Genomic DNA, 23,809 nt, shown 5'->3' with positions numbered 1-23,809 from the left:
ATTAAACCATAGAATTACCGGATTTAGCATCTTTGACAGGTTCGGGCGGGTAGGGTGACTCGCCGGTTTCTAACCAGTATAAATTCACCCCGGTGGCGAAAGCTATTGCTATAAGCGCACTTCGGCGGGGCACTGTTTTGCCGATTTCCCAATTGCTCACCGATTTGCGTGACACGCCCGCGAGTTCGGCTAGTTGTCCTTGTTCCAGGCCAGCATGCCGCCGGGCTCTTTGGATTCGATCCTGGAGCTCCCATTGCGGCACTGCCCCCACATCATTTCCTACGTTCATTGAAGCACCTATTGAATCACTCTATTTCGGTGAGGTGTCACCCCAAGATGCGCTGAGGGACATTCGGGAATATCCTTGTCACAGCATGATTATAGTAAAGGTGAAGCACCCAATTTAATCTTTTGACCCCACATCGGGGTTACCCATTTCGGTGATATAAACCGGCGCATTGCCGGTGGCAAGCCATTCACGGTCAACCCCGGTCGCTGATGCGATGATTGTGATGGTTTTCTTGCGTGGTTTGGTACGGCCTGTCTCCATATTTGCGATGGAGGTCCTGCTCAACCCGGTTTTATCTGCCAGATCATGCTGCTGCATGCCGGCATATTCTCGGGCGAGCTTCACTCTATGGTTGATCCCAAATTGGGGTATAGCACCAGTTTTTCCAACTAAAACCAACATGTGTCAATTATATGGGGGGTAATTTTAAAAGTAAAGATTTATTAATAAGTACCATAAATGTTAATAATACTTGACATAAGACAATTATGGGCGTATAAAGTATCTTATGTCAAGTATTAGACCTACAGAAATATACGAAGTAGCTAATGCTCTAGGTTAATTTCCTGCCACATCTCTGCGCCCGTAGATAAAAACGGGTGACGCGGCTCGCCCCCGCGGTCGTCCCCGGTGAAAGCGGGATCCCCTTTCCCGATGATCTAGAAAGCTGCATGGTAAAGGCAGACTCGGGCATGCCACACTGGGCGGTGTGATCTCATTAGTTTTCTAGGCGTCCCAGTCCTGACTGCAGCGAATAATACCCGTACAGTGCACGGAAAAGCGATCAACCAACCGACCGACGAAAGAACCTTCAAGGAGCTTCGCCGGCTGCTTTCCTGTCCATCACGGGCAGGGGGCACCCTGCTCACTCACGCCCTCCCTCTGAAAGGAGCAGGGGTCGGCCCGTTGGTGCGTCGTTAAGCTTCCTTGCTGGTTGCCTGGTCGGCGGATTGCTGGTCTGCTTTTCCTTCCGCTTCCTTTTCCTCTGTCTCCTCGATGCCCGCGATGGCTGCGGCAAGCCCGAGCTCATCATCGTCGTCAAGTTCACTGCGCTGGATCGTGCCTTTCGCAAGCTTGTCGATGACCAATGCGATGGCACCATCGCCGGTAACATTGCAGGCGGTGCCGAATGAGTCGATCGCAATATACGCGGCAATCATCAACGCCACCTGGTCGTCGTTGAACCCCAGGCTGGCGCTCAGCAACCCAACCGCGGCCGTAATCGCGCCGCCCGGCACGCCTGGCGCGGCCACCATGGTGACGCCCAGCATGAGAATGAAGCCCACGGCCACGCCCAGGGGAATGTGCATGCCGTCCATGAACATGACGGCGAACGCGAAAAGCGTGATCTTCAGCATGGACCCCGAGAGGTGGATTGTTGCACACAATGGGATGACGAAGCCGGCGACGGATGCGGACACCCCGTTTTTGCGGGTGCATTCGTAGGTGACGGGGATGGTTGCGGCCGACGAGGAAGTGCCCAGGGCGGTGAAGTATGCGGGCATCATGTTTTTCAGGCTGCGGAATGGGTTTTTGCGCACGATGGTCCCGGCGATGCTGTATTGGACGATCAGCATGATGAATGAGACAACAATGGCGAGTACCAGCACCTTCGAGAACGCGGAGAGCACGTCAACGAGTTTGCCGTTCATGCCGAGGGAGAGGAACAGGCCGAAAATGTAGACGGGCAGCAGGGGGATAATCATGACGGTGATGACTTTCATGACTACGCGCCGCAGGTCGGCAACCCCACCGTAGAGGGTGTCGGATTTGACGCTGGTCATGGCAACACCGACGACAAAGGCAAGAATGAGGGCGGTCATGACCTCCATGGGTGCTGGCATGTCGACCTTGAGGTAGGGCTCTAGGGCGCCTTTTTCAATGTCGCCGGTTTTGACGCTTTCTTGGCCGGCGAGGAGGACGGGGTAGAGGACGGTGGCCAGCCCCCAGGAGATCAGGCCTGCTACCAGGGCGGAAAGGTAGGCGATGGCGGTGGTGACGGCTAACCATTTGCCGGCGCCGCGGCCCAGGCCGGCGATGGCCGGGGTGATGAGGGCGAAGATGAGGACGGGGACGAAGAATCCGAGGAAGTTACCGAACAGGCCGTTGAAGGTGGCGAAGACGCGGGCGAGCCATACGGGGAAGAAGAAGCTGCATGCGATGCCAAGAATGATGGCCACAACGATTTTGAAGAGCAGCGATGAGGTTATTCGCTTAAGGTCCATGATGGATGGCTCCTTGTGTTGGGTATTTTGGTCAGGTTTTAACCTAATTGGTGTACCCCACATTCTCCTATTTTGTGTTAGCCATATCGCATTCTTGGTTTTGGTTTGCGGCATGGTTATGGCACGCCGGCGCCGTGTTGCCGGTGTGCTGGTGGCATGTTGGTGGCGTGGTTGCGGCACGGTACAGTGGTGTCCATGGTCGTTCTTGGATGTGTTCTTGCTGCTCTTGCCGTGGTGTTGCTGCTGGTTGGTGCGTTGGCGTGGACTCGCCATTTGCCGGGCAATAAGTATGTGGGTATTAAGGTGCCGGAGGTGCGGGAGTCCCGGGAGGTGTGGGATGCGGTGCACCAGTTTGCCGGCCCGTTGTGGTTGGCGTCTGGGGTGGCGATGGCGGTGGCCGCGGTGCCGCCGTTTAGTGGTGTGAGCTGGTTGTTGCTTATTTCGCTGGTGGGGGTTGTAGCGTCGGTGTACTTTTTTGGTTTGGGTTCGAGCATGGGGGCGCGGGCCGCCGGGGTGTTGGTGCGGGAAGAGTCGTCAGGCGGCTGCTGCGGCGGTGACAGCAGTGATGCTTCTGGTGCGGCGCCTGCCCCCCAGGTTGATTTTGATGCGTTACGACGTGCGGCTGGTGCCGCCGACGCGTAATCGGTTGCGCGGGATCATGACAGGGGCTAGAATTTTTAAGCTATGAACACGATGAAGAAACTTTGGTGGTGGCGCGCTTAATAGCGGGCCAACTTTAGTGACTTCATCATTCAGGCCCAATAACCACAGCTGACCACGGCGGCGATGGGCCTGTGAGGGAACCTGACCCGCATGAAGGAGGTTCCCGTTACCATGACTCATCCTCATCCTACCCTGATTGATGCTTATTTCGGCGAGTATGGCGGCCAATACGTGCCCGAGGTGTTGTATCCGTCGCTTGACCAGTTAGAACAGGCGTATGTGGATGCGCTGAACGATCCCGAATTTTTGCGGGAGCTTGACGACCTGCGCCGAAATTATTTGGGACGGCCCACCCCCATCACCGAGTGCGCTAACCTGCCGCTTTCCGGGAATGCCCGGATATTTTTGAAGCGTGAGGATCTGCTACATGGCGGCGCCCATAAGGGAAATCAGGTGCTTGCGCAGGCGTTATTGGCGAAGCGCATGGGCAAAACCCGGCTTATTGCCGAGACCGGTGCGGGGCAGCATGGTATGGCCACCGCCATGGTTGCGGCGCTCATGGGCATGGAGTGCACCATTTATATGGGGGCGCGGGATGTGGCCCGGCAGCAGCCGAATGTGTATCGGATGCGGCTGATGGGGGCGAAGGTGGTGCCAGTTTCGAACGAGCATGGTGAAGCACTGTCTGATGCTATTGATGTGGCGTTGGCGGATTGGGTGGAAAGCTTAGGAACCACCCACTATTTGTTGGGGACGGCCGCCGGCCCGCACCCGTTCCCGAAGCTGGTGAAGCAGTTCCAGAAGGTTATTTCGGAGGAGTCTCGGCAACAAATGCTGGAGCGCACCGGCCGGCTGCCGGATGCGGTGGTGGCGTGTGTTGGTGGGGGATCGAACGCCATTGGGGCGTTTGCCGAATATTTGCCGGATGAGGAGGTGCGGCTCATCGGTGTGGAACCCGCTGGTGAGGGGCTGGATTCCGGCAAGCATGGTGCACCATTGAACCGCGGCAAGGTGGGGGTTTTGCATGGATCGAAATCGTATGTGATGTTGGGCAGCGATGGTGAGGTGATGCATTCGCATTCGGTGTCGGCCGGCCTGGATTATCCGGGAGTTGGGCCGGAGCACGCTTATCTGTTGGATAGTGGCCGGGCCGAGTATGTTGGGATCACGGATGCGGAGGCGTTGCAGGCGTTTCGGATGCTCAGCTGGTATGAGGGGATCATTCCGGCGTTGGAGTCGTCGCATGCGCTCGCGTATGCATTGAAGCTGGCGGAGCATGCGGATCCGCAGGGGGAGCCGCTGAATATTTTGGTGAATTTGTCGGGCCGGGGCGATAAGGATGTGGATTATGTGCGGCATATTTTGGGGGATTTAGCCGCGGAGGATCCGGCAACCACCAAGGTCACGGACCCGCATGTGGCGGAGGTGTTGGAGAAGATGACCGACGAGTCGAATGCCCGGGAGGGTGTGGGCCGGTACGCGCACCATGATGATGAGCAGGTGGGGGAGTAGGCATGGTTCAGGTGATTCGGATTCCGGTGCGCTACCACGAGGATGCGTCACTGCTCTTTGCGCATCTTGGCGGGGTGGCCCGGCCGGACACGCTGCTCCTGGAGAGCGCGGATATTGATTCGAAGAAGAACACTGGCTGCATTGCGGTGTTGGAGACTGCGGCCCGGGTGACGTGCCACGGCCAGACGGTGACGGTGGCGGCATTGACCACGGCCGGCACCCAGATTACCGAACGGTTGTGCGACCAGTTGGGGGAGTTTGTGTCTGGTCGTGACGAACAGCCGTTGGTGGCCACGTTCGAATTCCCACCGGTGGTGATCACCGACGAACGAGAACGATTGCGGGCAATCAGTAACGTGGAGGTGCTCCGCCAACTCCAGCAGCACGCCGACTACCAGGGCGAGGTGCTGCCGCTGCTTGGCGGCGGGTTCGCCTTCGACTACCTGGGCACCTACGAGCAGCTGCCACCGGTCGCCGACGGGCCGAACACGTTCCCCGACTACCAGTTCCTGCTAGCCGAAACCGTGCTCACCATCGACCATTTGACCAAGGAAGCGTTCGTGGAATCGCTGAACCCGGCGTCGGCAGGCGAATGGGCGGCACGCATCGCCGACACCCCACCCAGCTTTGCGACGGACGCGCCAGCGGGGGCAGCGTCGCAAAGCACGGAACCACTCACGGTGCGGGCCAGCATGGACGACGCCGAATTCCGCGGCCATGTGCGTGACATGCAGGAATACATCCACAACGGGGATATTTACCAGGGCATGCCCGCCCGCATGTTCACCGCCGACTGCCCCGACGCATTCGCCGCCTACCGGGCACTGCGGGACACCAACCCCAGCCCCTACATGTTCTACCTGCACGGACCCGACTATGAACTGTTCGGCGCATCCCCGGAATCCAACCTCAAATTCGACGCCACCAGCCGGCTCGTGCAGGTCTACCCGGTGGCGGGCACCCGGCCGCGCGGCACCAACCCGGAGCTGGACATCCGCGCCGAACTAGAAATGCGCACCGACAGCAAGGAAGTCGCCGAACACACCATGCTGGTCGACCTGGCCCGCAACGACCTGGCCCGGGTGGCGGTCCCCACCACCCGCAAAGTCGCCGACCTGCTCCAAGTCGACCGATACTCCCGGGTAATGCACCTGGTCAGCCGGGTCACCGCAACCCTCCACCCAGACTTTGATTGCCTCGACGCCTACCGGGCGTGCATGAACATGGGCACCCTGACCGGCGCCCCGAAACTCCGCGCCACCGAACTCTTACGGCAAGTCGAAGGCCGCCGGCGTGGCTCCTACGGCGGGGCAATCGGCTACCTCAAGGGCGACGGCTCCATGGACACCGCCATAGTGATCCGCTCCGCATTCGTCCGCAACGGCACCGCAATCGTACAGGCGGGCGCCGGGGTGGTGCGGGACTCCCAACCACAATCCGAAGCGAACGAAACCCTGCACAAGGCATACGCCGTGCTCACCGCGATCGCTAGCGCACAAGGGAAGAAAGTAGAGGTACTGCGATAATGCCCACCACCCCAGCCCCCCACGAAACGCATGTGGTCATGATCGACAACCAAGACTCGTTCGTCTACAACCTGGTCGATGCGTTCGCGGTCGCCGGCTACCGCCACACGGTGTTCCGCAACACCATCCCCGTGGCCGACGTGCTCGCCGCAAAACCCGACCTCATTTGTCTCTCCCCCGGGCCCGGGCACCCCCGCGACGCCAATAACCTCATGGGCATCCTCGCCGCCGCCCTCGACCGCAACATTCCGGTGCTCGGCATCTGCCTCGGCTTCCAAGCACTCCTCGAACACTTTGGCGGATCCGTCCGCCCCTGCGGGCCAATGCACGGGGTCACCGACATTATGGAACTCACCAAAGCCGGCCTCACCAGCAAGCTTTTCGACGGCCTCACAGTCGACGCCGGGCCCGAAAACAACTTCACTGGAACACAAGTTCCCATCGCCCGCTACCATTCCCTCGGCTGCCTCACCACCGAAATCCCCACCAACCTCACCCCACTCGGCACCTCACAAGCCACCACCGGCCCCGTCGTCATGGCAGCCACCACCAACACCACCGAAGGCGCGGCAATCGGACTGCAATTCCACCCAGAAAGCATCCTCAGCCCCACCGGCCCCATCATCCTCGACCGGTGCATCACCGCCCTCCTCAACCAACACTAACCACCCTCAACGAAACCCGAAAGGACCAGATCATGGACCTCATCGACAACCTCATCACCTACCTCACCAACCCCAACCCCACCGCCGACGAAGCCCAAGCCGCCTTCGAACCCCTCACCAACGGCGACTACTCCGACATCCACATCGCCGCCCTCCTCGCCACCCTCAAAGCCCGCGGCGAAACCGCCGCCGACATCACCGGCGCCGCCCGCGCCTTCCTCAAAGCCGCCAGGCCCTTCCCAATCACCGGCGCCGGCGTCCTTGACACCGCCGGAACCGGCGGCGACGGCGCCAACACCATCAACATCTCCACCGGCGCCTCCCTCATCGTCGCCGCCGGTGGCTGCCGCGTCGTCAAATGCGGCAACCGATCCGTCAGCTCCCGCTCCGGCTCCGCCGACGTCCTCGAAGCCCTCAACATTCCCCTCGACCTCAACCCCGAACGAGCCGTCCACCAAGTCGAAGCCTCCAACTTCACCTTCCTCTTCGCCCCCGCATACCACCCGGCCGTCGCCCACGTCATGCCAGTACGACGCGCCCTCCGCATGCCCACCATCTTCAACACCCTCGGGCCCATCCTCTCCCCGGCGCGACCCGCCCTCCAAATCATGGGCATCGCCAACCCCGACCTGGGACAAATCATCGCCGAAGTATTCCTCGAACTAGGGCGCGAACGAGCCCTCGTCGTCCACGGTTCCGGCGTCGACGAAATCGCCGTCCACGGGCCCACCACCATATGGGAACTCCGCAACGGCGCCATCACCAACTACACCATCACCCCCGAAGACCTCGGGCTTTCCCGGCATCCCCTCGCCGAACTCGCCGGCGGCGACGGCCCGGAAAACGCCGCTATCCTCCGCGAAATCTTCGCCGGCCGCGGCACCCCCGCCCAACGCGACGCCCTCGCCGCCTCCGCCGGCGCCATGTTCTACCTCCACGACCGCACCCCCACCATGCGGGAAGGCGCCCAACTCGCTCTCCGGCTCCTTGACGACGGCACCGTCGCCACCTGGCTCCGCACCCACGAAGAGGCAAATTATGCATAACCACACCCCCGACGCCACGCCCACCATCCTCGCCGACATTGTTCGGGCCCGACGCACCCACCTCCCCAACATTGCCCACCGAATCCGCAACATCCCCGAACCACAGCCCTCAACCCGAAGCCTCTACCACAACCTCAAAGCCGGCAATGCCTTCATCATGGAATGCAAATCCGCATCCCCATCCCTGGGGCTCATCCGGGCCGACTACAACCCCAGTACGATCGCCCAAATCTACTCCCAGTACGCGGCCGGTATCTCCGTGCTCTGCGAACCCGAACGCTTCGGCGGCGACTACGACCACCTGGCGGCAGTTGCCGCCACCACGCACCTTCCCGTCCTCTGCAAAGACTTCATTATCGACCCCATCCAAATCCGGGCCGCCCGCCACTATGGTGCCGACGCCATTCTTCTCATGCTCAGCGTCCTCACCGATGCGGAATACCGTACCCTCGCGGCCGAAGCCCACCGGTGGAACCTGGACATCCTCACCGAAGTCATCACCGAGACCGAGGTGGCGCGGGCCATAAACCTTGGGGCAAACATTTTCGGCATCAATAACCGCAATCTTCACGACCTCAGTATCGACCTCACCCGCACCCCCACGTTGGCGCGGCACGTCCCCGATGACGCCGTCATCATCTCCGAATCCGGCATCCGCAATAATGTCACCGTCCGCACCCTCAAACCGTATGTTCATGGATTCCTTGTTGGCTCCCAACTCACCAGCCAACCAAGCATCGACTATGCCGCCCGGGAACTCATCTACGGAACCACGAAAATCTGCGGTCTCACCAGCCCGGCCGCTGCCCAAGCCGCCCGCGCCGCCGGCGCCACCCACGGCGGACTCATTTTTGAACAAGCCTCACCACGCGCCATCACCCCTACTACCGCCCGCACCATTATCGCCGCGGAGCCCGGCCTGAAATTCGTGGCGGTGTCCCGAAGCACCAACGCGGAAGAATGGGCGGAGCTGGCGGCAATCCCCGGAATCGCCGCGCTGCAAATCCACAGCCCCTACCAGGGCAGTGTCGATGCCGAACACGCGCTCATCGACACCATCCGGCAGGCCACCGGCAACCGGGCGGAAATCTGGCGGGCCGTCTCCATGACCGGCCCCACGGGCACCGCCGGGACCGCTAACCAACCGGGCGAATCCGACCAGGCCGGGCCAGCCAGCCAGGCGGAGGCCGGCCAGGAGTGGGCCCGAGCGGTAGCTGACCGCGTCGACAAGCTTGTTCTTGACGCCGGCGATGGTGGTAGCGGCACCAGCTTTAATTGGGAGACCATCCCCGCCGAGCTTGCCGGAAAAACCCTGCTTGCCGGCGGCATTAACCCGCAGAATCTTGCGGAGGCGCTCGCCGCGGGGACGGCCGGGTTGGACCTCAACTCGGGGTTTGAATACGCGCCGGGAAAGAAGGACACCGGGGCGCTTAATAGCGCTTTTGATATCATTCGCGCATACTATCCGCATGATCCGCGGGCATAAGGAAGGACGATAGGCATGACATTATTGCCAGCATATTTTGGGGAGTTTGGGGGGCAGTTCGTGCCGGAATCCCTCATTCCCGCACTCGACCAGTTAGAACAAGCATTCGTTGATGCGCAGAATGATCCAGAATTCCATAAGGAATTTGCTGGTTATTTGCGGGATTATTTGGGTCGGCCAACACCGTTGACGGAGTGTTCGAACTTACCGTTGGCTGGTGCCGGCCGGGGTTATGCCCGAATTTTTCTCAAGCGGGAGGATTTAGTGCATGGGGGTGCGCATAAAACCAACCAGGTGATTGGTCAAGCGCTGCTTGCCAAACGCATGGGGAAAACCCGGATCATTGCCGAAACCGGGGCGGGGCAGCATGGGACGGCGACGGCGTTGGCGTGTGCGCTGCTCGGGTTGGATTGTGTGATCTACATGGGGGAAAAGGATGTGGCGCGGCAGCAGCCGAACGTGTATCGCATGCAACTCATGGGGGCGAAGGTGGTGCCGGTAGATTCCGGTTCGGGCACGTTGAAGGATGCGGTGAATGAGGCGCTGCGGGATTGGACCGCAACGTTCCACGAGTCGCATTACCTGCTGGGGACTGCGGCGGGCCCGCACCCGTTCCCGACGATAGTGCGCGAATTCCACAAGGTCATTTCGGCGGAGGCCAAGGCGCAGCTGCTGGAGCGAACCGGCGGGTTGCCGGATGTGGTAGTGGCCTGCGTGGGCGGCGGTTCGAACGCCATTGGCATGTTTGCCGAGTTCATTGATGATCCTGATGTGGAGCTGGTGGGCGTGGAGCCTGGCGGTCATGGCCTGGATTCGGGGGAGCATGGGGCGACCATTAATAATGGTTCGATTGGGATTTTGCATGGGGCGCGCAGCTATGTGATGCGCACCAGCGAGGGCCAGGTGGAGGAGTCGTACAGCATTTCCGCCGGACTGGATTATCCGGGTGTGGGGCCACAGCATGCGCACCTGTCTGACACTGGCCGGGCCAGCTATGTGGCGGTGACGGACGCGGAGGCGTTGCAGGCGTTCCAGTTGTTGTCCCGCAAGGAGGGCATCATTCCGGCGTTGGAGTCGTCGCACGCGCTGGCCTACGCCTTGAAGCGGGCGGCAGCGGCCGAGCGCGATCAGCAGCCGGTGACCATTGTGGTGTCGCTGTCGGGTCGGGGCGATAAGGATGTTGAGCATGTGCGGTGCACGCTGGAAGCGCACCCGGAACTAGTATTGGAGAATATGTAATTATGGACCGTTACGCAGCTCTTTTCTCTCGCTTGTCGACGTCTCACGAGGGCGCATTTGTCCCCTTCATTATGCTGGGCGACCCCGGCCCGGAGGAGTCTTTGGAGATTATTCGCACCGTCATTGCCGCCGGCGCGGACGCCCTGGAGTTAGGGGTGCCGTTCTCGGATCCGGTGGCCGACGGCCCCACGATCCAGAAATCCCACCTGCGGGCGCTCGACAATGGGGCCACGGTGGCGGGCTCTATTGCCCTCATCACGCAGGTGCGGGCGGAGTTCCCCGACATCCCCATTGGCCTGCTCATTTACGGGAACGTGCCCTTCAGCCAGGGGTTGGATAACTTCTATCGGGAATTCGCGGCGGCGGGCGCCGACAGTGTGCTCATCCCCGACGTGCCGGTGCGGGAAGGCGCCCCCTTTGTGGCCGCCGCCCAGAAGGCAGGCATCGCTCCCATCTTTATTGCACCGGCCCAGGCTTTGGAAACGACCCTCGCCGGGGTGGCGAAAGCGTCGGAAGGCTACATTTATGCGATCTCTCGTGACGGCGTGACCGGCACGGAAAAGGAGTCATCCACAGTGGGCCTGCGCGACGTGGTTGCCAATATCACCCGATTCGGCGGGGCACCGGTGCTGTTGGGCTTTGGGATTTCCACCCCCCAACATGTCGCCAACGCCATTGCCGCCGGCGCTCGTGGGGCGATTACCGGCTCAGCGATCACGAAAATCATCGAAAGCCATTGCGCTGGCAACCACCCAGAACCAGCGCATATTGGCAACATGGATGAGCTAAAGCGGGAATTATACGATTTTGTTAGTGTGATGAAGTCGGCCACTATACTAGGGGAATGACCTCCCATAACCATACGTGCAGTCGCCGGGCATTCCTGCTCGGGACGGCAACCACATTCGCGGGCGCCCTCCTGGTGGCCTGCGGTTCTTCTGGAACCAAAACCGCCGCCAACGATGTCCCGGTGGGTAGCGCAATAATCACTGGCGACGCCATTATTGCCCGGCCGGCCGCCGACGAGTATAAGGTGTATTCCACCGTATGTCCTCACCAAGGGTCGCCTATCACCCAGGTGTCTGGCGACACCGTGAAATGCACCCGCCACGGCTCTGTGTTCTCTATCAAGGATGGCTCTGTGATTTCCGGCCCGTCGCAGGCCGGCTTGAGCCCCAAAGAATTCAGCAAAGATGGTGACAGCATCGTGGTGAAGTAGCCCAATCGCCCGATCGCCCAACCATCTTCATGACCGCACATCCGCCCCATCCCGCCTCGCGTTCACCACGAGTAGGGGAGGGGCGGTTTTTGCGGCTTCAACCGTATCCCCCGGATTTCACAAACACCTATCAATAGTTATAATAATGTTAAGGTAGCATTATCACACCGCATTGCCATAGAATCTGGACACCAATAATTAGGACACTTTACTTTTTGTCATATGACTTTTTACCTGTAGACATTGCGCTATGTCGCGTCACATGTTTCACGTGAAACGTCAACCCCCACCCGACAACCAGTAGGGGAGAGACAATACACTTCAACCCCTATCACCTACGCCTCAACTATCTGACTATGTTTCATGTGAAACCACTCCCACATTGCGCACCCACCAAACCTACGTTTCACGTGAAACATCGCACCCCGCTTTACGACGCCCACAGCAACCCGCCGCGTTTCACGTGAAACATGGAGAACCTAGTTCAAACATCGAGGAACATAACCCTGACTTCCCACGACTGCCAAGCCACTCAACCAACTCTTTGGGGAACAGGAGAACAAGAAACTGGATGGCAGACCTTAAGTCAATTCAGCGCTTATTTGTATGCGCCCCACCCGTCCCTCGAAATAAGCCATATGGATTCCAAAGAATATGCGGGATAAGGGCCAACGCTTTCTACAAAGCATAACTGCAGATGCAGAGAATCCTGTCTACGAAAATGCCAATGTTTCACGTGAAACACTTGAGTTTATTCAAAGCTGTTTGTGGGGATGATTATGTTGATGGATGGTGAATTCTTGATTGGCAGAAAGCAAGCATGAAGGTGTCAGGTTGGGAAATCGAATGTTATTTCTCGGTGTTCAATAAATTTTTATCGTGTCACTGGAATGGTTTCACGTGAAACATGGTGGGGTTGGTTCGTAGGTTGGCTGTTTGAGAGTGTTGTTTCTTCTTTTCTATGAGTTGCCGGGGATTAGGGTGGGTCTTTTAATTGCGTGTTTCACGTGAAACATCAATCCTCACAACAACTGGTAGGGGAGGAGAGGCACACTCCAAAACTATCCCCAACAACTCGACCACCAACCCACCACGTTTCACGTGAAACAATCGCAATTACAAAATCACGAAGGGAAAGCTGAAAATAGCCGTTTGGGAAACACGCCTCCCCATTTCCAACTATTCCCACGATCAGTGTTTCACGTGAAACCTCAATTGATCTTTCAAGCTGTCATACACATCGAAGCCTCAAAATCCCACAAACACATCCAAACAAATTGCCCCAATTCCAACACCCCCCACGTTTCACGTGAAACACCAAGCCTCAGCAACCAATAGGGGAAAGGCAACGCACCCTAAACGCTATCTCCTGCAACTCAACCATCCGATCATGTTTCACGTGAAACCACTCTTCCATATTCCGCACTCAACAAACTTACGTTTCACGTGAAACATCAGGAAGCTATCAAATATCGGGAAAGCACAACACTAAATAACCGACTTTCAGCAATTCAGCATTCATCCGTACAAACATGCCCCACATATTCCTCAAAACAAGCTTTATGATTTTAAACTTGTAGAGAGATACCAACATTTTCTGCAAAACAGGACTGTAGTCGCAGAGGATTCTATTTACAAGCATTACCAGTGTTTCACGTGAAACGGTGAGGCTGATTCAGCGTCTCCACACATGATTAGTCTCTGGACGTTAAGGAAGACCAAGATAGATGGCATGTTCTTTCTGATTTTCCACTTGCTAGGGTAGATGAGTTTTCCCAATGACTGAATAAGCTTCAGTGCAGAGTGATGAGAAAGATTCTATCCGTTAGTGGAATAGTTTCACGTGAAACATCAAGCAACTAAAAACTCCAACCCCCACAACAACCGGTAGGGGAGAAATGACGTGATCAAAAATCATCCCCTCATTCTTCAGCACCACACACATCCCCACCCACGTTTCACGTGAAACACCGATATGTTGCCATGAATGAAATAGTGATTTCTAGGACTCCTGTTCTTTCAGTTGGAGAGCAAATATAACTTATCCAAACAGAAAAGAATCACCACAACACACCACCCAACCTACCCACTAGCCATCACCATAACCAGCCATAAAAATAGATAGGAGAGATGTTCCACGTGAAACATCCCCAAAAACACACAACCAACCACAATACAAAAATCTTACAGTGAAGCTTATTCAGCTACTGGGAAAATCCATCTACGACAACAGGCGGAAAATCAGAAAGAACACGTCATCTGTCTTGCTTTTCCTTACTCCCAAAAAGTAGTCATGCATGTCAATGCCTTGAGACGCTGAACCGCATTTCCCAGCAGCTGAATAAGATTCAAAACCAATGTTTCACGTGAAACACCACCTCCTCGACAACGACAAGAGAAACAGTTCTCAAAAACTATCCCCAGCAACTTAACCACCCCACCATGCGTTTCACGTGAAACACATTGACATCCTTGGGACGTCGTAAAGCAAAAACAACGTTTCACGTGAAACAAATGGGTTGTTGTAAAAACGTCGTGTTTCACGTGAAACATCGAAAAGCATTCAAACACCAGAAAGCACAAAACTAAATGACAATCCCCCGGCCAATCCAACATTCATTTGTGCGAATACGCCACGCCCACCCCATAAAACAAGCTTCAAAACACGACCGCAGGCGCAAAAGATTTCCTTCACAAGCATTACCCATGTTCCACGTGAAACACAGCAAGTAAATAAACTCCAACAACCCACCACGTTTCACGTGAAACACCAACCATCTGCAAACATGACAAGTCCGCTCATTCAACCGTTAGGGAAATACGATTCCATCTCTCAAAACCACAGCGACTAATCCCAACGAATCATCCCAAACAGACTTCCACGTTTCACGTGAAACACTCCATTAAAAGCCCCATCTCCAATTCCCAACAACACCCCCAAACCCATAACCACAACTGTTCCACGTGAAACACCAACCACCAACAACTAACAGAGAAGAAACAACGCTCTCAAACAACCAACCCGCGAACCGACCAACCCCACAGTGTTTCACGTGGAACACGACACCTCGCTCAATAAACTCACCACTCCAACTACGCCAACTCATGAAGCTTATTCAGCTGCTGGAGAAATGTAGCTCAGCCGCTCTAGACATAACTGGTCTCTGGGGGCAAGAAAAACCAAGCTAGATGACATGTTCTTTCTGATTTTCTACCTGTTAGTGTAGGTGAATTTTCCCAGCAGCTGAATAAGCTTCCATGTTCCACGTGAAACCAAAACCCGAAACTAAAATTCCCCTCCAGCAACGCAACTACCTCCCACTAACCAACCCTTCTAAATAAACCTCAATACGACCAAACAGTTTCACGTGAAACACCACTCCCCAAACACACGACGACCCCCAGGGCTCAATAAACTACGTAGCATTACCGAGATGGTTTCACGTGAAACACGACAGGATGGTTCAACCTTATTTCAAGAGACAAGAAGGAAAGGACCACCCTGACAAATGCTAAATCAGCAAAAGCACGCCATCTAGTCTGCGTCTCCCGATTCTCAAAGAGAGCAAAGCCATACGCTCCAGCGACCACAAAAAGCTGGATCACACGTTTCCCCAACAATTGAATAAACTTCCACGTTTCACGTGAAACACTGCCCCCTCGACAGCACGTGGGGAAGCGGCACTTCTCAAATTGCCAACCCCAAGGCTCAACTACCCCACCATGTTTCACGTGAAACGCGCTAACTGCCTTGGGGCGTCGTAAAGCAAGAAGCAATGTTTCACGTGAAACATCACGAAACTAGCCCCACACGCCTCGGATATAGCTAGGAGCGACCGGCCAATCTTCGGAGGGGAGGCCAAGCTCGCGGGCGGCACGGAGGGGCCACTGGGGTTCGAAGAGTGCGGCGCGCCCAACGTCGATGGCGTCCGCCAGGCCGTCGACAAGCACCTGCTGGGCGGTGAGCGGATCCCCCAATTCACCAACGGCGACGACGGGAATGCCTGCGGCCTCACGGACAGCATTTGCCAATGGAACTTGGTAACCAGGGCCCGTAGAAATAGGGGCAGGAACGAGCCCACCACTGGAAACATCGATCATGTCTACCCCATGTTCCTGGGCAAGCGTCGCCAACTGAATCGTTTCAGGGATACCCCACGACTCCACACCCGGCACATTCTCCAGCCAATCAGTTGCAGACAATCGAAGCAATAATGGCATGTCAGCAGGGATAACCTCGCGGATGGCGTCAATAATTTCGATCACGATCCGGGCCCGATTATCAAAACTTCCACCATAATCATCGGTGCGATGATTCGACACCGGGGAAAGGAACTGGTGCAGCAGGTAGCCGTGGGCACCATGAATCTCGACCGTATCAAACCCAGCAGCAACCGCCCGGCGCGCCGCAGCCTGGAAATCCGCAACAACGGCAGCAATATCCGAAACGGTCAGCTCCTGCGGCGGCACATACCCAGGGAAAGGCTCCGGGCTGGGGGCCTTTGTCACCCAACCGCCTTCTTCCAGGGGAACCGTACCACTGGCATACCCGGGCAACCCAGGGAAACTAGAAGCCTTACGACCAGCATGAATGAGCTGCACGCCAATCGCCGCCCTCAGGGAATGGGCGAATTTTACAATGGGCTTCCATGCTTTGGCCTGCTCATCATTCCAGAGACCAACACAGTTCGGGGAAATCCGGGCTTCCGGGGAAACGCCGGTTGCCTCAACCATGATGAGCCCGAAGCCACCAGCCGCCCGAGCACCATAATGCACGAGGTGCCAGTCGGTAGGAATGCCGTCTTCACCAGCCTGGTATTGGCACATTGGTGGGAGGAAAATACGATTTTTTATAGTGAGCCCGCGGAGGGTAAGGGGAGCAAAAAGGGGACTGATAGTCATTCCCTGATGCTACCTGCGATAACGGTAAGGCGCCAGTATTTCATGCAGGCCCATACCGCCACCGAACCTAATGTTTGCGCTGTTCAGAGTACGTAACCAGACTGTAGAATGTTACATTGACCACTATTACGGTCGCACAGCTATTGCCAGTCCGGCACCGCCGTTGCGACACGCCGGGTCCACCCAGCTCACTGCAACGCAGCCAGGTCGATTTCGCCGCGCCGGGTCCACCTCGCAGGCCCCACCACCACGCCCACCACGATCCACCACACACCACAACCCACATCCCCAATCACGCACGTAACCAGCGGTTTTCCCGAGTTTTCTCACCTGACGCCATAGAATATAACTATGCTTAGCAAGTTTGGTAGCAAGGTGAGTTCCAGATTTGGCAGCCTGGATCCGCTCATCATTTTTATTGTGCTAGCGGTGATTGTTGCGATCTTTTTTCCGATTTCGGGGCGGCCCGCGGAGTGGTTTAGTACCGCCACCGTCGTCGCTGTGGCTGTGTTGTTTTTCCTTTACGGCGCGCGGTTATCCACCAGGGAGGCACTGGATGGGTTAACAAATTGGCGGTTGCACGCAACTATTTTGGCGTTCACGTTTGTGCTATTTCCGCTGATCGGAGTGGCATTACGGCCAGTGGGAATGTCGTATAATCCAGAGCTCTACATGGGGGTATTGTATTTGACGCTGGTCCCATCAACAGTGCAGTCGTCGGTGGCGTTCACGTCGATTGCACGTGGCAATGTTGCGGGGGCGATCGTGAGCGCGTCGGCAAGCAATGTGCTTGGTGTGGTGGTGACTCCGGCATTGGTCATGTTGCTCATGTCGCAGCGTAGTGGCGGTGGCAGCGGTGTGGTTATTGATGCGCATGTGTTTGGTGATATTGCGCTTCAGCTGTTGTTGCCGTTTATTTTGGGGCAGTTCGCCCGCAGGTGGGGGAGCGTGGCGGAGTTCGCGGCGCGGAAGGCAACGAAGCTGGTGGACCGCGGTTCGATCGTCATGGTGGTGTATTCGGCGTTTTCGGCCGGAGTGGTTGCCGGGGTGTGGTCAACAATTGGGGTGCGGGACATCGTAATTTTGTGCGTATTTTCGGTGGTTTTGGTGGCCTTTATGCTGTGGTTGTCTCGGTTTGCAGCATTGCGACTAGGGTTTGACAATGCCGACATGAAGGCGATTCAGTTCTGCGGTTCGAAGAAATCATTAGCGTCTGGTTTACCTATGGCTGCGGTGATTTTCGGGAGTTCGTCGATTGGTTTATTAATTGTTCCCTTGATGATTTTCCACCAAATCCAGCTAATGATGTGTTCGTGGCTAGCCTCACGCTATGCTCAACTACCATAAGTGCTATGTCTACGTTATATATTCGGGTTGATTTGACCGTACCGCAGATTGGCGTGAGCACGCATATTGCCGAGTTGGTGGAGCAGTCGCCTCAGTTGTGCGCTATGCAACGCATCATCGAGCTTGATCCCAGCGGCGCAATTCAAGGTGCCGCAACGCCCAAGGTCACCGTGGGGATGGCAAGTGCGCCCGAACCGATTGTGCCACACCCTGACACGTATGCAGACTTCCCCGATATTACGAGCACCCCCATTGACGTGGAGCTTTTCGACGCCCTCTGGGCCGAAGCCATCGCCAAGTTCCCCGAGCTCGCCTAATCTCCAGCCTCTAGCCTGTCGACGCCCACCTCTCGGCAATGAGAGGTGGTAGGTGGGCGACACACCAAGAACACATACCCTCCTGCCCTCCCATAGTTCTTTCCACATCATCCTAGGTCAAACCATACTTCAGTTGCGCTACCAAGTTAGTGTTGATTCAACACTTTATTTCACGTTTGTAATGTTTCACGTGAAACGCTGCGCGTTTCCGGCATTTCCCCAGCAAATAATAAAGTCATGTGACGTAATCGCCCCAACCCTTTTCTTTTTCCACGGTTCCCCTTCGTGATCCTTCAACAACCTCTAGCGAGCCCTCACCGCCTTCGCCTTCACTCCTTCGCTATCTGAACCGGGAGTGTTCACGAGTCCGGTGTTTCACGTGAAACACCAACCCCCGCCCAGCACCCAGTAGGGGAGAGGCAATACACTTCAACCGCTATCTCCTACACCTCAACTATTCGGTCGTGTTTCACGTGAAACCACTCTCGCATTGCGCACCCACCAAACTTACGTTTCACGTGAAACATCGCACCCCGCTTTACGACGCCCACAGCAACCCGCCATGTTTCACGTGAAACATGGAGAACCTAGTTCAAACACCAGGGAAACGCAACCCAGCCCCAAGACAGCTAAGACACGCTCCACCTATCCTTCGAAATAAGCTCTCTGGATTTAAACATGCGGAGCGACGCTAATGCTTTCCACAAAACACGACTGTAGGTGCGGAGAATATTGCTTGTGGAAATGCCGATGTTCCACGTGAAACATGACGGGGCGACGAGAAGGATTCTTTCCATTAGCGGAATGGTTTCACGTGAAACATCAATCCTCACAACAGCTAGTAGGGGAGGGGAGCCACACCCCAAAACCATCCCCAACCCACGACGTTCCACGTGAAACACCAACAAAAACATGAAGCAATGAGGCTCATTCAGTTGCTGGGAACTGCGGTTCAGCCTCCCAAGGTATTAACACGCATAACCACTTTTAGAAGTAAGGAAAAGCAGGCTCGATGACACGCTCTTTCTAATTCCCACCTATTGGTATAGATGAGTTTCCCCACCCGCTGAGTAGACTTCCAAAACACGGTGTTTCACGTGAAACACCGATCTGTCGCCATGAATGAAATAGTGATTTCTAGGATCCCTGTTCCTTCACTTGGGGAGCAAATATAACTTATCCAAACAGAAAAGAATCACCACAACACACCACCCAACCTACCCACTAACCATCACCATGGACAGCCATAAAAATAGGCAGGAGAGATGTTCCACGTGAAACACCACCCCCTGACAACTCAACCATCCGACTACGTTTCACGTGAAACACATTGACATCCTTGGGACGTCGTAAAGCAAAACCAATGTTTCACGTGAAACACCAACCACTCTCAAACACGACGAAACCACAACAACCAACCACCCCGATAAACCACCACGTTTCACGTGAAACAATCGCAATTACGAAATCACGAAAGGAAAACCGAAAATAGCCGTTTGGAAACGCCACTCTCCCTTACCAGCTATTCCCACGATCAGTGTTTCACGTGAAACCTCATTTGATCCACCAATCTAGCCCAAAAAGAAAATTAGTCAGCCATCAAAAATACAAGATCTACATCCCATGTAACACGTCCAAACAAGTTACCCGAATTCCAGCCTCCCCACCCACGTTTCACGTGAAACATGGAAGCTTATTCAACGTCCCCAAACATGACTAGTCTTTGTAAGTAAGGAAAAGCAAGCTAGATGGTTTATTCTCTCTGATTTTCCACTTGTTAGTGTAGACAGGTTTTCCCAACTCCTGAATAAGCTTCTAGGTAGGAGAGATGTTCCACGTGAAACTACTCCCACATTCCGCAGCCACCAAACTTACGTTTCACGTGAAACGTTGAAAAGCTTCCAGGAAAGCACAAATCCAAATGGCAAGCCCCTAGCAATTCAACACTCACCATACGAACACAACACACCCATCTGCTAAAACAAACTGCATGAATTTTAAAAATATACGGGATAAGATCCAGCATCTTCTACAAAGCACGACCATAGACGCGAGGGATTTCATTACAGGTATTACCCATGTTTCACGTGAAACACGCCATTAAAAGAACCACCCAATCTCAGACCGCTAGCAGAAAAGAAACAACCACCCCACCCACGTTTCACGTGAAACATCCAAACCGTCATGAAACCAGTAACGCTTGGTCAGCTGTGAAGAGGACGCAATCCAACTTCCATATACATCCGAATATGGAAGCTTATTGAGTTGCTGGTAACTCCATCCACGCCAATGGGGAACAAATCGAAAGAAGATACCATTCAGCTTGCTTTTCCAAACCTCCAAAGAATGGTCACATGCATCAATGTCTTGAGAAGCTGAATCATATTTTCCCGGCAACTGAAGCTTCCATGTTCCACGTGAAACATCCACCTCCAACAAGAAAAACTAAAACCCAAAACACCACCCCCCTACAACAAAAACAACCAACGTTTCACGTAAAACAATTGGGTTGTTGTAGAAACGTCGTGTTTCACGTGAAACATCGAGAAACTTTCAAGCACCAAGAAACATGACTGCAGTCACAAAAGATTTCCTTTACAAGCATTGCCCATGTTCCACGTGAAACCACCACATCACCATAAAACCAAAAAGAACGAAACAGCCCAGCTTCCCATAAACACACCTCCCCAACCCCAACACGTCACGCACCCACGTTTCACGTGAAACACTGACCCCTCGATAGCGTGTGGGGGAGAAGTGGTACTTTTCAAATTGCCGACCCCATAGCTCAGCCATCCCACCATGTTTCACGTGAAACATTCCGCGAAGTATCCGCCAAATCCCCAATGGCACTCCGCAGCATTCCAGCCAGCTTATCCCTGATACCGATTCCGTTGCGGGGAAAGCCTCTATTCCCTGAAGCTATGACAACTGGGAGGAGTGAAATGAGCGACCTGTTTTTCGTGATTCACCGTTTGCTAGCGTGGCCGCTTCGTACCTGAATGAGCTTTCCACGCACACCAAAACGTCAATGTTTCACGTGAAACACGGCCGGCTGCTATAGACGTCGTAAAGCAAAAATTGGTGTTTCACGTGAAACATGGGGGTTAATTCTCGCCCAGGCGCGCAGGAAACGTGCTGAAAAGCGGCAATGGCATAGCTTGTCGACGCATAACGTCACCCCAAATGTCCACGCTACCTGCGGCAGTCACGTCGGAGGGGAGGCAGGGGGCAACATACCATTCGCCGGCCGCAATCTCCTCATCGAGCTGTCCGGGGCTCCACTCGGCATAGCCTATAAACATGCGCATGCCGGTAATATCCGCCTTGACCTCGGAAGGAGGTGCACCAAGGTCAACCAAAGCGAGACGGTTAGCCAGCTTCTTAAAATAGGGTCGGGAATTAATATCCAGGTCAGGCTTAGTCACGCACACGCCAACCGCCGACTGGGGGCTGACCGGGCCGCCGGCATACATGGCCTGCGGCTTGGAAATGCAATCCACCCAATCGGGGAGCACATTCGCCACCGCGATGTCCATGCGGTGGGCAAGGTCGACACCAAAGGTAGTATTGGCATCATGCTCCAATAATAGAACAACAGTTCGAGAAAAGGCGGTCGATTGCATACCAGGGGCTGCGACTAAAAGCTTTCCTGCCGCTGGTTCTTCTCGTTCCATGCCATTAAATAACCGGTCGGCAAAAATTTCTGACACGTGATTCCTCCTTGAGAGTCTTTAGGCCTTACGTTACCGCTCATCCTGCTGGACTTGGTGGATTTGTTGGTCTTGTTGCTCCTGCTGACCTTGTCGATCCGCCCACCACGTTGTTAACACTTTGATCGCTTCGTCTCGATCCAACGGGCCCCGCTCCAGGCGAACCTCTTTCAAATACGACCATGCCTCCCCCACATCCGGGCCGGGCTGCAATCCCAAGATTGCCATGATCTCTTTACCATCCAAGTCTGGGCGCACCTTCGCCAAGTCTTCCTTCGCCGCAAGATCAGCAATACGCTCCTCAAGCTGCGCATACATCTGCCGCAACCATGCTGCCTTTCGTTTATTCCGCGTCGTGCAATCCGCCCGCACCAATTTGTGCAGCCGCGGCAATAAATCCCCCGCATCCGTCACATACCGGCGCACCGCCGAATCCGTCCACTGGCCCTCCGAAAACCCATGGAACCGCATGTGTAAATACACCAACTGGCTCACATCCCGCACCATGGCCTTCGAATACTTCAACTTCCGCATTCGATTTCGCACAAGTTTTGCCCCAACCACCTCATGTTGGTGAAAACTCACCCGACCGTCCTCGGTGAACTCCCGCGTATCCGGCTTGCCAATGTCATGCACCAGTGCCGCCCACCGCAACACCAGATCCGGCTCGCCCGCAGCCTCTTGATCCATCGCCTGCCGGAGCACCTGCAAGCTATGCGCATACACATCCTTGTGTTGGTGGTGCTCATCCTGCGCCAGCTGCAACCGCGGCAACTCTGGGAACACATAATCCGCCAACCCCGTGGTCACCATGAGATCAATCCCCAACCACGGCTGCGCCCCCAACAGCATCTTATCCAACTCCACCTGCACCCGCTCCACCGTGATCCGCTGGATCTCTGAAGCCAAATCGGTCATGGCCGCCCGCACCCGATCGCTCACCGTAAACCCCAACTGGGAACTAAACCGGGCAGCCCGCAGCAACCGCAATGGATCATCGGCAAAACTCTGGTCCGGTGCCGCCGGCGTATCAATCACCCCCTTCATGAGATCCGCAAACCCACCCATGGGGTCGAAAAACTCCAACTCGGCCGCGGCAGGCGTGGCGCCTGCGGCATCGGGGGCCGACGTGATCTCCACCGCCATGGCATTAATCGTAAAATCGCGGCGCACCAAATCCCCCGCCAATGTGTCCCCAAACACCACCTCAGGATTGCGGGATTCCCCATCATAAATATCGGAACGAAACGTGGTAATTTCTATCTGTTGCCCCGATTTTTCCGCCGACACGGTGCCATATTCAATACCGGTATCCCAAGTGATATCGGCAAAGTGTTCTAGAATTTCTAGTATGGTTTCTGGACGAGCGTCGGTAGTGAAATCCACATCATTGCCCAGCCTGCCAAGAAGCGCATCACGAACCGATCCCCCCACCAAATACAGGTGATGACCGCGAGTGTTGAACTCAGCAGCCAAAGGCTGAATGATGGGCATCAGCGCCGAAAACGAGGCTTCAGCACGCGCAAGGACTTCGATTTCTTGTGGTTGTGTCACAGGGAATGATTCTACCCGTCTAGGGAAGGTATCATTGAATACTTCAATATTCCACAGGAAGGGCCAATACCCCACTACAACTTATTTAAGGATTACGATCACAGGA

Annotated in this window: 17 protein-coding genes; 11 read left to right on the top strand and 6 right to left on the bottom strand. The window is 55.5% G+C overall.

What is annotated here, in order from left to right; translation table 11 throughout:
- Position 1: 1 nt before the first annotated feature.
- The 3 genes from HBA49_RS12150 to HBA49_RS12140 form a co-directional block, all read right to left on the bottom strand.
- Complete coding sequence (locus tag HBA49_RS12150) at positions 2-289, bottom strand: helix-turn-helix domain-containing protein (RefSeq protein WP_005526815.1); 288 nt, start codon at positions 287-289, stop codon at positions 2-4.
- Positions 290-403: 114 nt separating this feature from the next.
- Positions 404-691 carry a helix-turn-helix domain-containing protein gene (locus HBA49_RS12145; protein WP_005526653.1) on the bottom strand — a complete coding sequence of 96 codons (288 nt, stop codon included), beginning with the start codon at positions 689-691 and terminating at the stop codon, positions 404-406.
- Positions 692-1,206: 515 nt separating this feature from the next.
- Entirely contained in the window at positions 1,207-2,514 is a 1,308-nt protein-coding gene (locus HBA49_RS12140) for a dicarboxylate/amino acid:cation symporter (protein WP_005526865.1), read from the bottom strand.
- A 195-nt stretch (positions 2,515-2,709) separates the two neighbouring features.
- Here HBA49_RS12140 and HBA49_RS12135 point away from each other — a divergent pair, with 195 nt between their 5' ends.
- The 9 genes from HBA49_RS12135 (at position 2,710) to HBA49_RS12095 (ending at position 11,870) form a co-directional block, all read left to right on the top strand.
- Positions 2,710-3,156, top strand: coding sequence for an SdpI family protein (locus HBA49_RS12135; RefSeq protein WP_112767152.1), 447 nt, complete (start codon positions 2,710-2,712; stop codon positions 3,154-3,156).
- Between the two features lie 192 nt (positions 3,157-3,348).
- A complete protein-coding gene (gene trpB / locus HBA49_RS12130) occupies positions 3,349-4,689 on the top strand; it encodes a tryptophan synthase subunit beta (protein WP_225866077.1) in 1,341 nt (446 codons plus the stop codon).
- A gap of 2 nt (positions 4,690-4,691) precedes the next feature.
- Complete coding sequence (locus HBA49_RS12125) at positions 4,692-6,215, top strand: anthranilate synthase component 1 (protein WP_005526787.1); 1,524 nt, start codon at positions 4,692-4,694, stop codon at positions 6,213-6,215.
- Positions 6,215-6,880, top strand: coding sequence for an anthranilate synthase component II (locus HBA49_RS12120; protein ID WP_005526721.1), 666 nt, complete (start codon positions 6,215-6,217; stop codon positions 6,878-6,880). Before HBA49_RS12125 ends, HBA49_RS12120 begins: the two co-directional genes overlap by 1 nt.
- 32 nt (positions 6,881-6,912) lie before the next feature.
- A complete protein-coding gene (gene trpD, locus HBA49_RS12115; RefSeq protein WP_005526871.1) occupies positions 6,913-7,926 on the top strand; it encodes an anthranilate phosphoribosyltransferase in 1,014 nt (337 codons plus the stop codon).
- Positions 7,919-9,412: a bifunctional indole-3-glycerol-phosphate synthase TrpC/phosphoribosylanthranilate isomerase TrpF gene (gene trpCF, locus HBA49_RS12110; RefSeq protein WP_005526777.1), complete on the top strand. Its 1,494-nt coding sequence runs from the start codon at positions 7,919-7,921 to the stop codon at positions 9,410-9,412. Before trpD ends, trpCF begins: the two co-directional genes overlap by 8 nt.
- Before the next feature lie 15 nt (positions 9,413-9,427).
- On the top strand, positions 9,428-10,651 hold the full coding sequence (gene trpB, locus HBA49_RS12105; RefSeq protein ID WP_005526711.1) for a tryptophan synthase subunit beta: 1,224 nt from the start codon (positions 9,428-9,430) through the stop codon (positions 10,649-10,651).
- Between the two features lie 2 nt (positions 10,652-10,653).
- Positions 10,654-11,499 carry a tryptophan synthase subunit alpha gene (gene trpA, locus HBA49_RS12100; protein ID WP_005526649.1) on the top strand — a complete coding sequence of 282 codons (846 nt, stop codon included), beginning with the start codon at positions 10,654-10,656 and terminating at the stop codon, positions 11,497-11,499.
- Positions 11,496-11,870: a Rieske (2Fe-2S) protein gene (locus HBA49_RS12095; RefSeq protein WP_005520254.1), complete on the top strand. Its 375-nt coding sequence runs from the start codon at positions 11,496-11,498 to the stop codon at positions 11,868-11,870. Before trpA ends, HBA49_RS12095 begins: the two co-directional genes overlap by 4 nt.
- Before the next feature lie 3,801 nt (positions 11,871-15,671).
- On the opposite strand, the gene HBA49_RS12090 is transcribed toward HBA49_RS12095, so the two are convergent.
- A complete protein-coding gene (locus HBA49_RS12090) occupies positions 15,672-16,772 on the bottom strand; it encodes an NADH:flavin oxidoreductase/NADH oxidase (RefSeq protein ID WP_005526664.1) in 1,101 nt (366 codons plus the stop codon).
- A 375-nt stretch (positions 16,773-17,147) separates the two neighbouring features.
- Between HBA49_RS12090 and HBA49_RS12085 the strand changes: the two genes are divergently transcribed.
- Positions 17,148-18,119, top strand: a complete 972-nt coding sequence (locus HBA49_RS12085) for a bile acid:sodium symporter family protein (RefSeq protein ID WP_370443784.1) — start codon at positions 17,148-17,150, stop codon at positions 18,117-18,119.
- Between the two features lie 5 nt (positions 18,120-18,124).
- On the top strand, positions 18,125-18,436 hold the full coding sequence (locus HBA49_RS12080) for a hypothetical protein (protein ID WP_005520270.1): 312 nt from the start codon (positions 18,125-18,127) through the stop codon (positions 18,434-18,436).
- 3,107 nt (positions 18,437-21,543) lie between these two features.
- On the opposite strand, the gene HBA49_RS12075 is transcribed toward HBA49_RS12080, so the two are convergent.
- A complete protein-coding gene (locus HBA49_RS12075; protein WP_034995136.1) occupies positions 21,544-22,140 on the bottom strand; it encodes a YqgE/AlgH family protein in 597 nt (198 codons plus the stop codon).
- Between the two features lie 42 nt (positions 22,141-22,182).
- Positions 22,183-23,703, bottom strand: a complete 1,521-nt coding sequence (locus HBA49_RS12070; protein WP_005526782.1) for a CCA tRNA nucleotidyltransferase — start codon at positions 23,701-23,703, stop codon at positions 22,183-22,185.
- Positions 23,704-23,809: the final 106 nt, after the last annotated feature.

It is taken from the genome of Corynebacterium matruchotii (assembly GCF_011612265.2).
Taxonomy (GTDB): Bacteria; Actinomycetota; Actinomycetes; order Mycobacteriales; family Mycobacteriaceae; genus Corynebacterium; species Corynebacterium matruchotii.
Note: the sequence above shows the minus strand (reverse complement) of the source record. Positions and strands in the feature narration are given on the sequence as shown.

Coding starts and splice junctions, on each gene's coding strand:
- HBA49_RS12120 (WP_005526721.1), top strand. CDS start 6,215: ATGCCCACCACCCCAGCCCCCCACGAAACGCATGTGGTCATGATCGAC.
- trpB (WP_005526711.1), top strand. CDS start 9,428: ATGACATTATTGCCAGCATATTTTGGGGAGTTTGGGGGGCAGTTCGTG.
- HBA49_RS12150 (WP_005526815.1), bottom strand. CDS start 289: ATGAACGTAGGAAATGATGTGGGGGCAGTGCCGCAATGGGAGCTCCAG.
- HBA49_RS12145 (WP_005526653.1), bottom strand. CDS start 691: ATGTTGGTTTTAGTTGGAAAAACTGGTGCTATACCCCAATTTGGGATC.
- HBA49_RS12140 (WP_005526865.1), bottom strand. CDS start 2,514: ATGGACCTTAAGCGAATAACCTCATCGCTGCTCTTCAAAATCGTTGTG.
- trpD (WP_005526871.1), top strand. CDS start 6,913: ATGGACCTCATCGACAACCTCATCACCTACCTCACCAACCCCAACCCC.
- HBA49_RS12125 (WP_005526787.1), top strand. CDS start 4,692: ATGGTTCAGGTGATTCGGATTCCGGTGCGCTACCACGAGGATGCGTCA.
- HBA49_RS12095 (WP_005520254.1), top strand. CDS start 11,496: ATGACCTCCCATAACCATACGTGCAGTCGCCGGGCATTCCTGCTCGGG.
- HBA49_RS12135 (WP_112767152.1), top strand. CDS start 2,710: ATGGTCGTTCTTGGATGTGTTCTTGCTGCTCTTGCCGTGGTGTTGCTG.
- HBA49_RS12090 (WP_005526664.1), bottom strand. CDS start 16,772: ATGACTATCAGTCCCCTTTTTGCTCCCCTTACCCTCCGCGGGCTCACT.
- HBA49_RS12080 (WP_005520270.1), top strand. CDS start 18,125: ATGTCTACGTTATATATTCGGGTTGATTTGACCGTACCGCAGATTGGC.
- trpCF (WP_005526777.1), top strand. CDS start 7,919: ATGCATAACCACACCCCCGACGCCACGCCCACCATCCTCGCCGACATT.
- trpA (WP_005526649.1), top strand. CDS start 10,654: ATGGACCGTTACGCAGCTCTTTTCTCTCGCTTGTCGACGTCTCACGAG.
- trpB (WP_225866077.1), top strand. CDS start 3,349: ATGACTCATCCTCATCCTACCCTGATTGATGCTTATTTCGGCGAGTAT.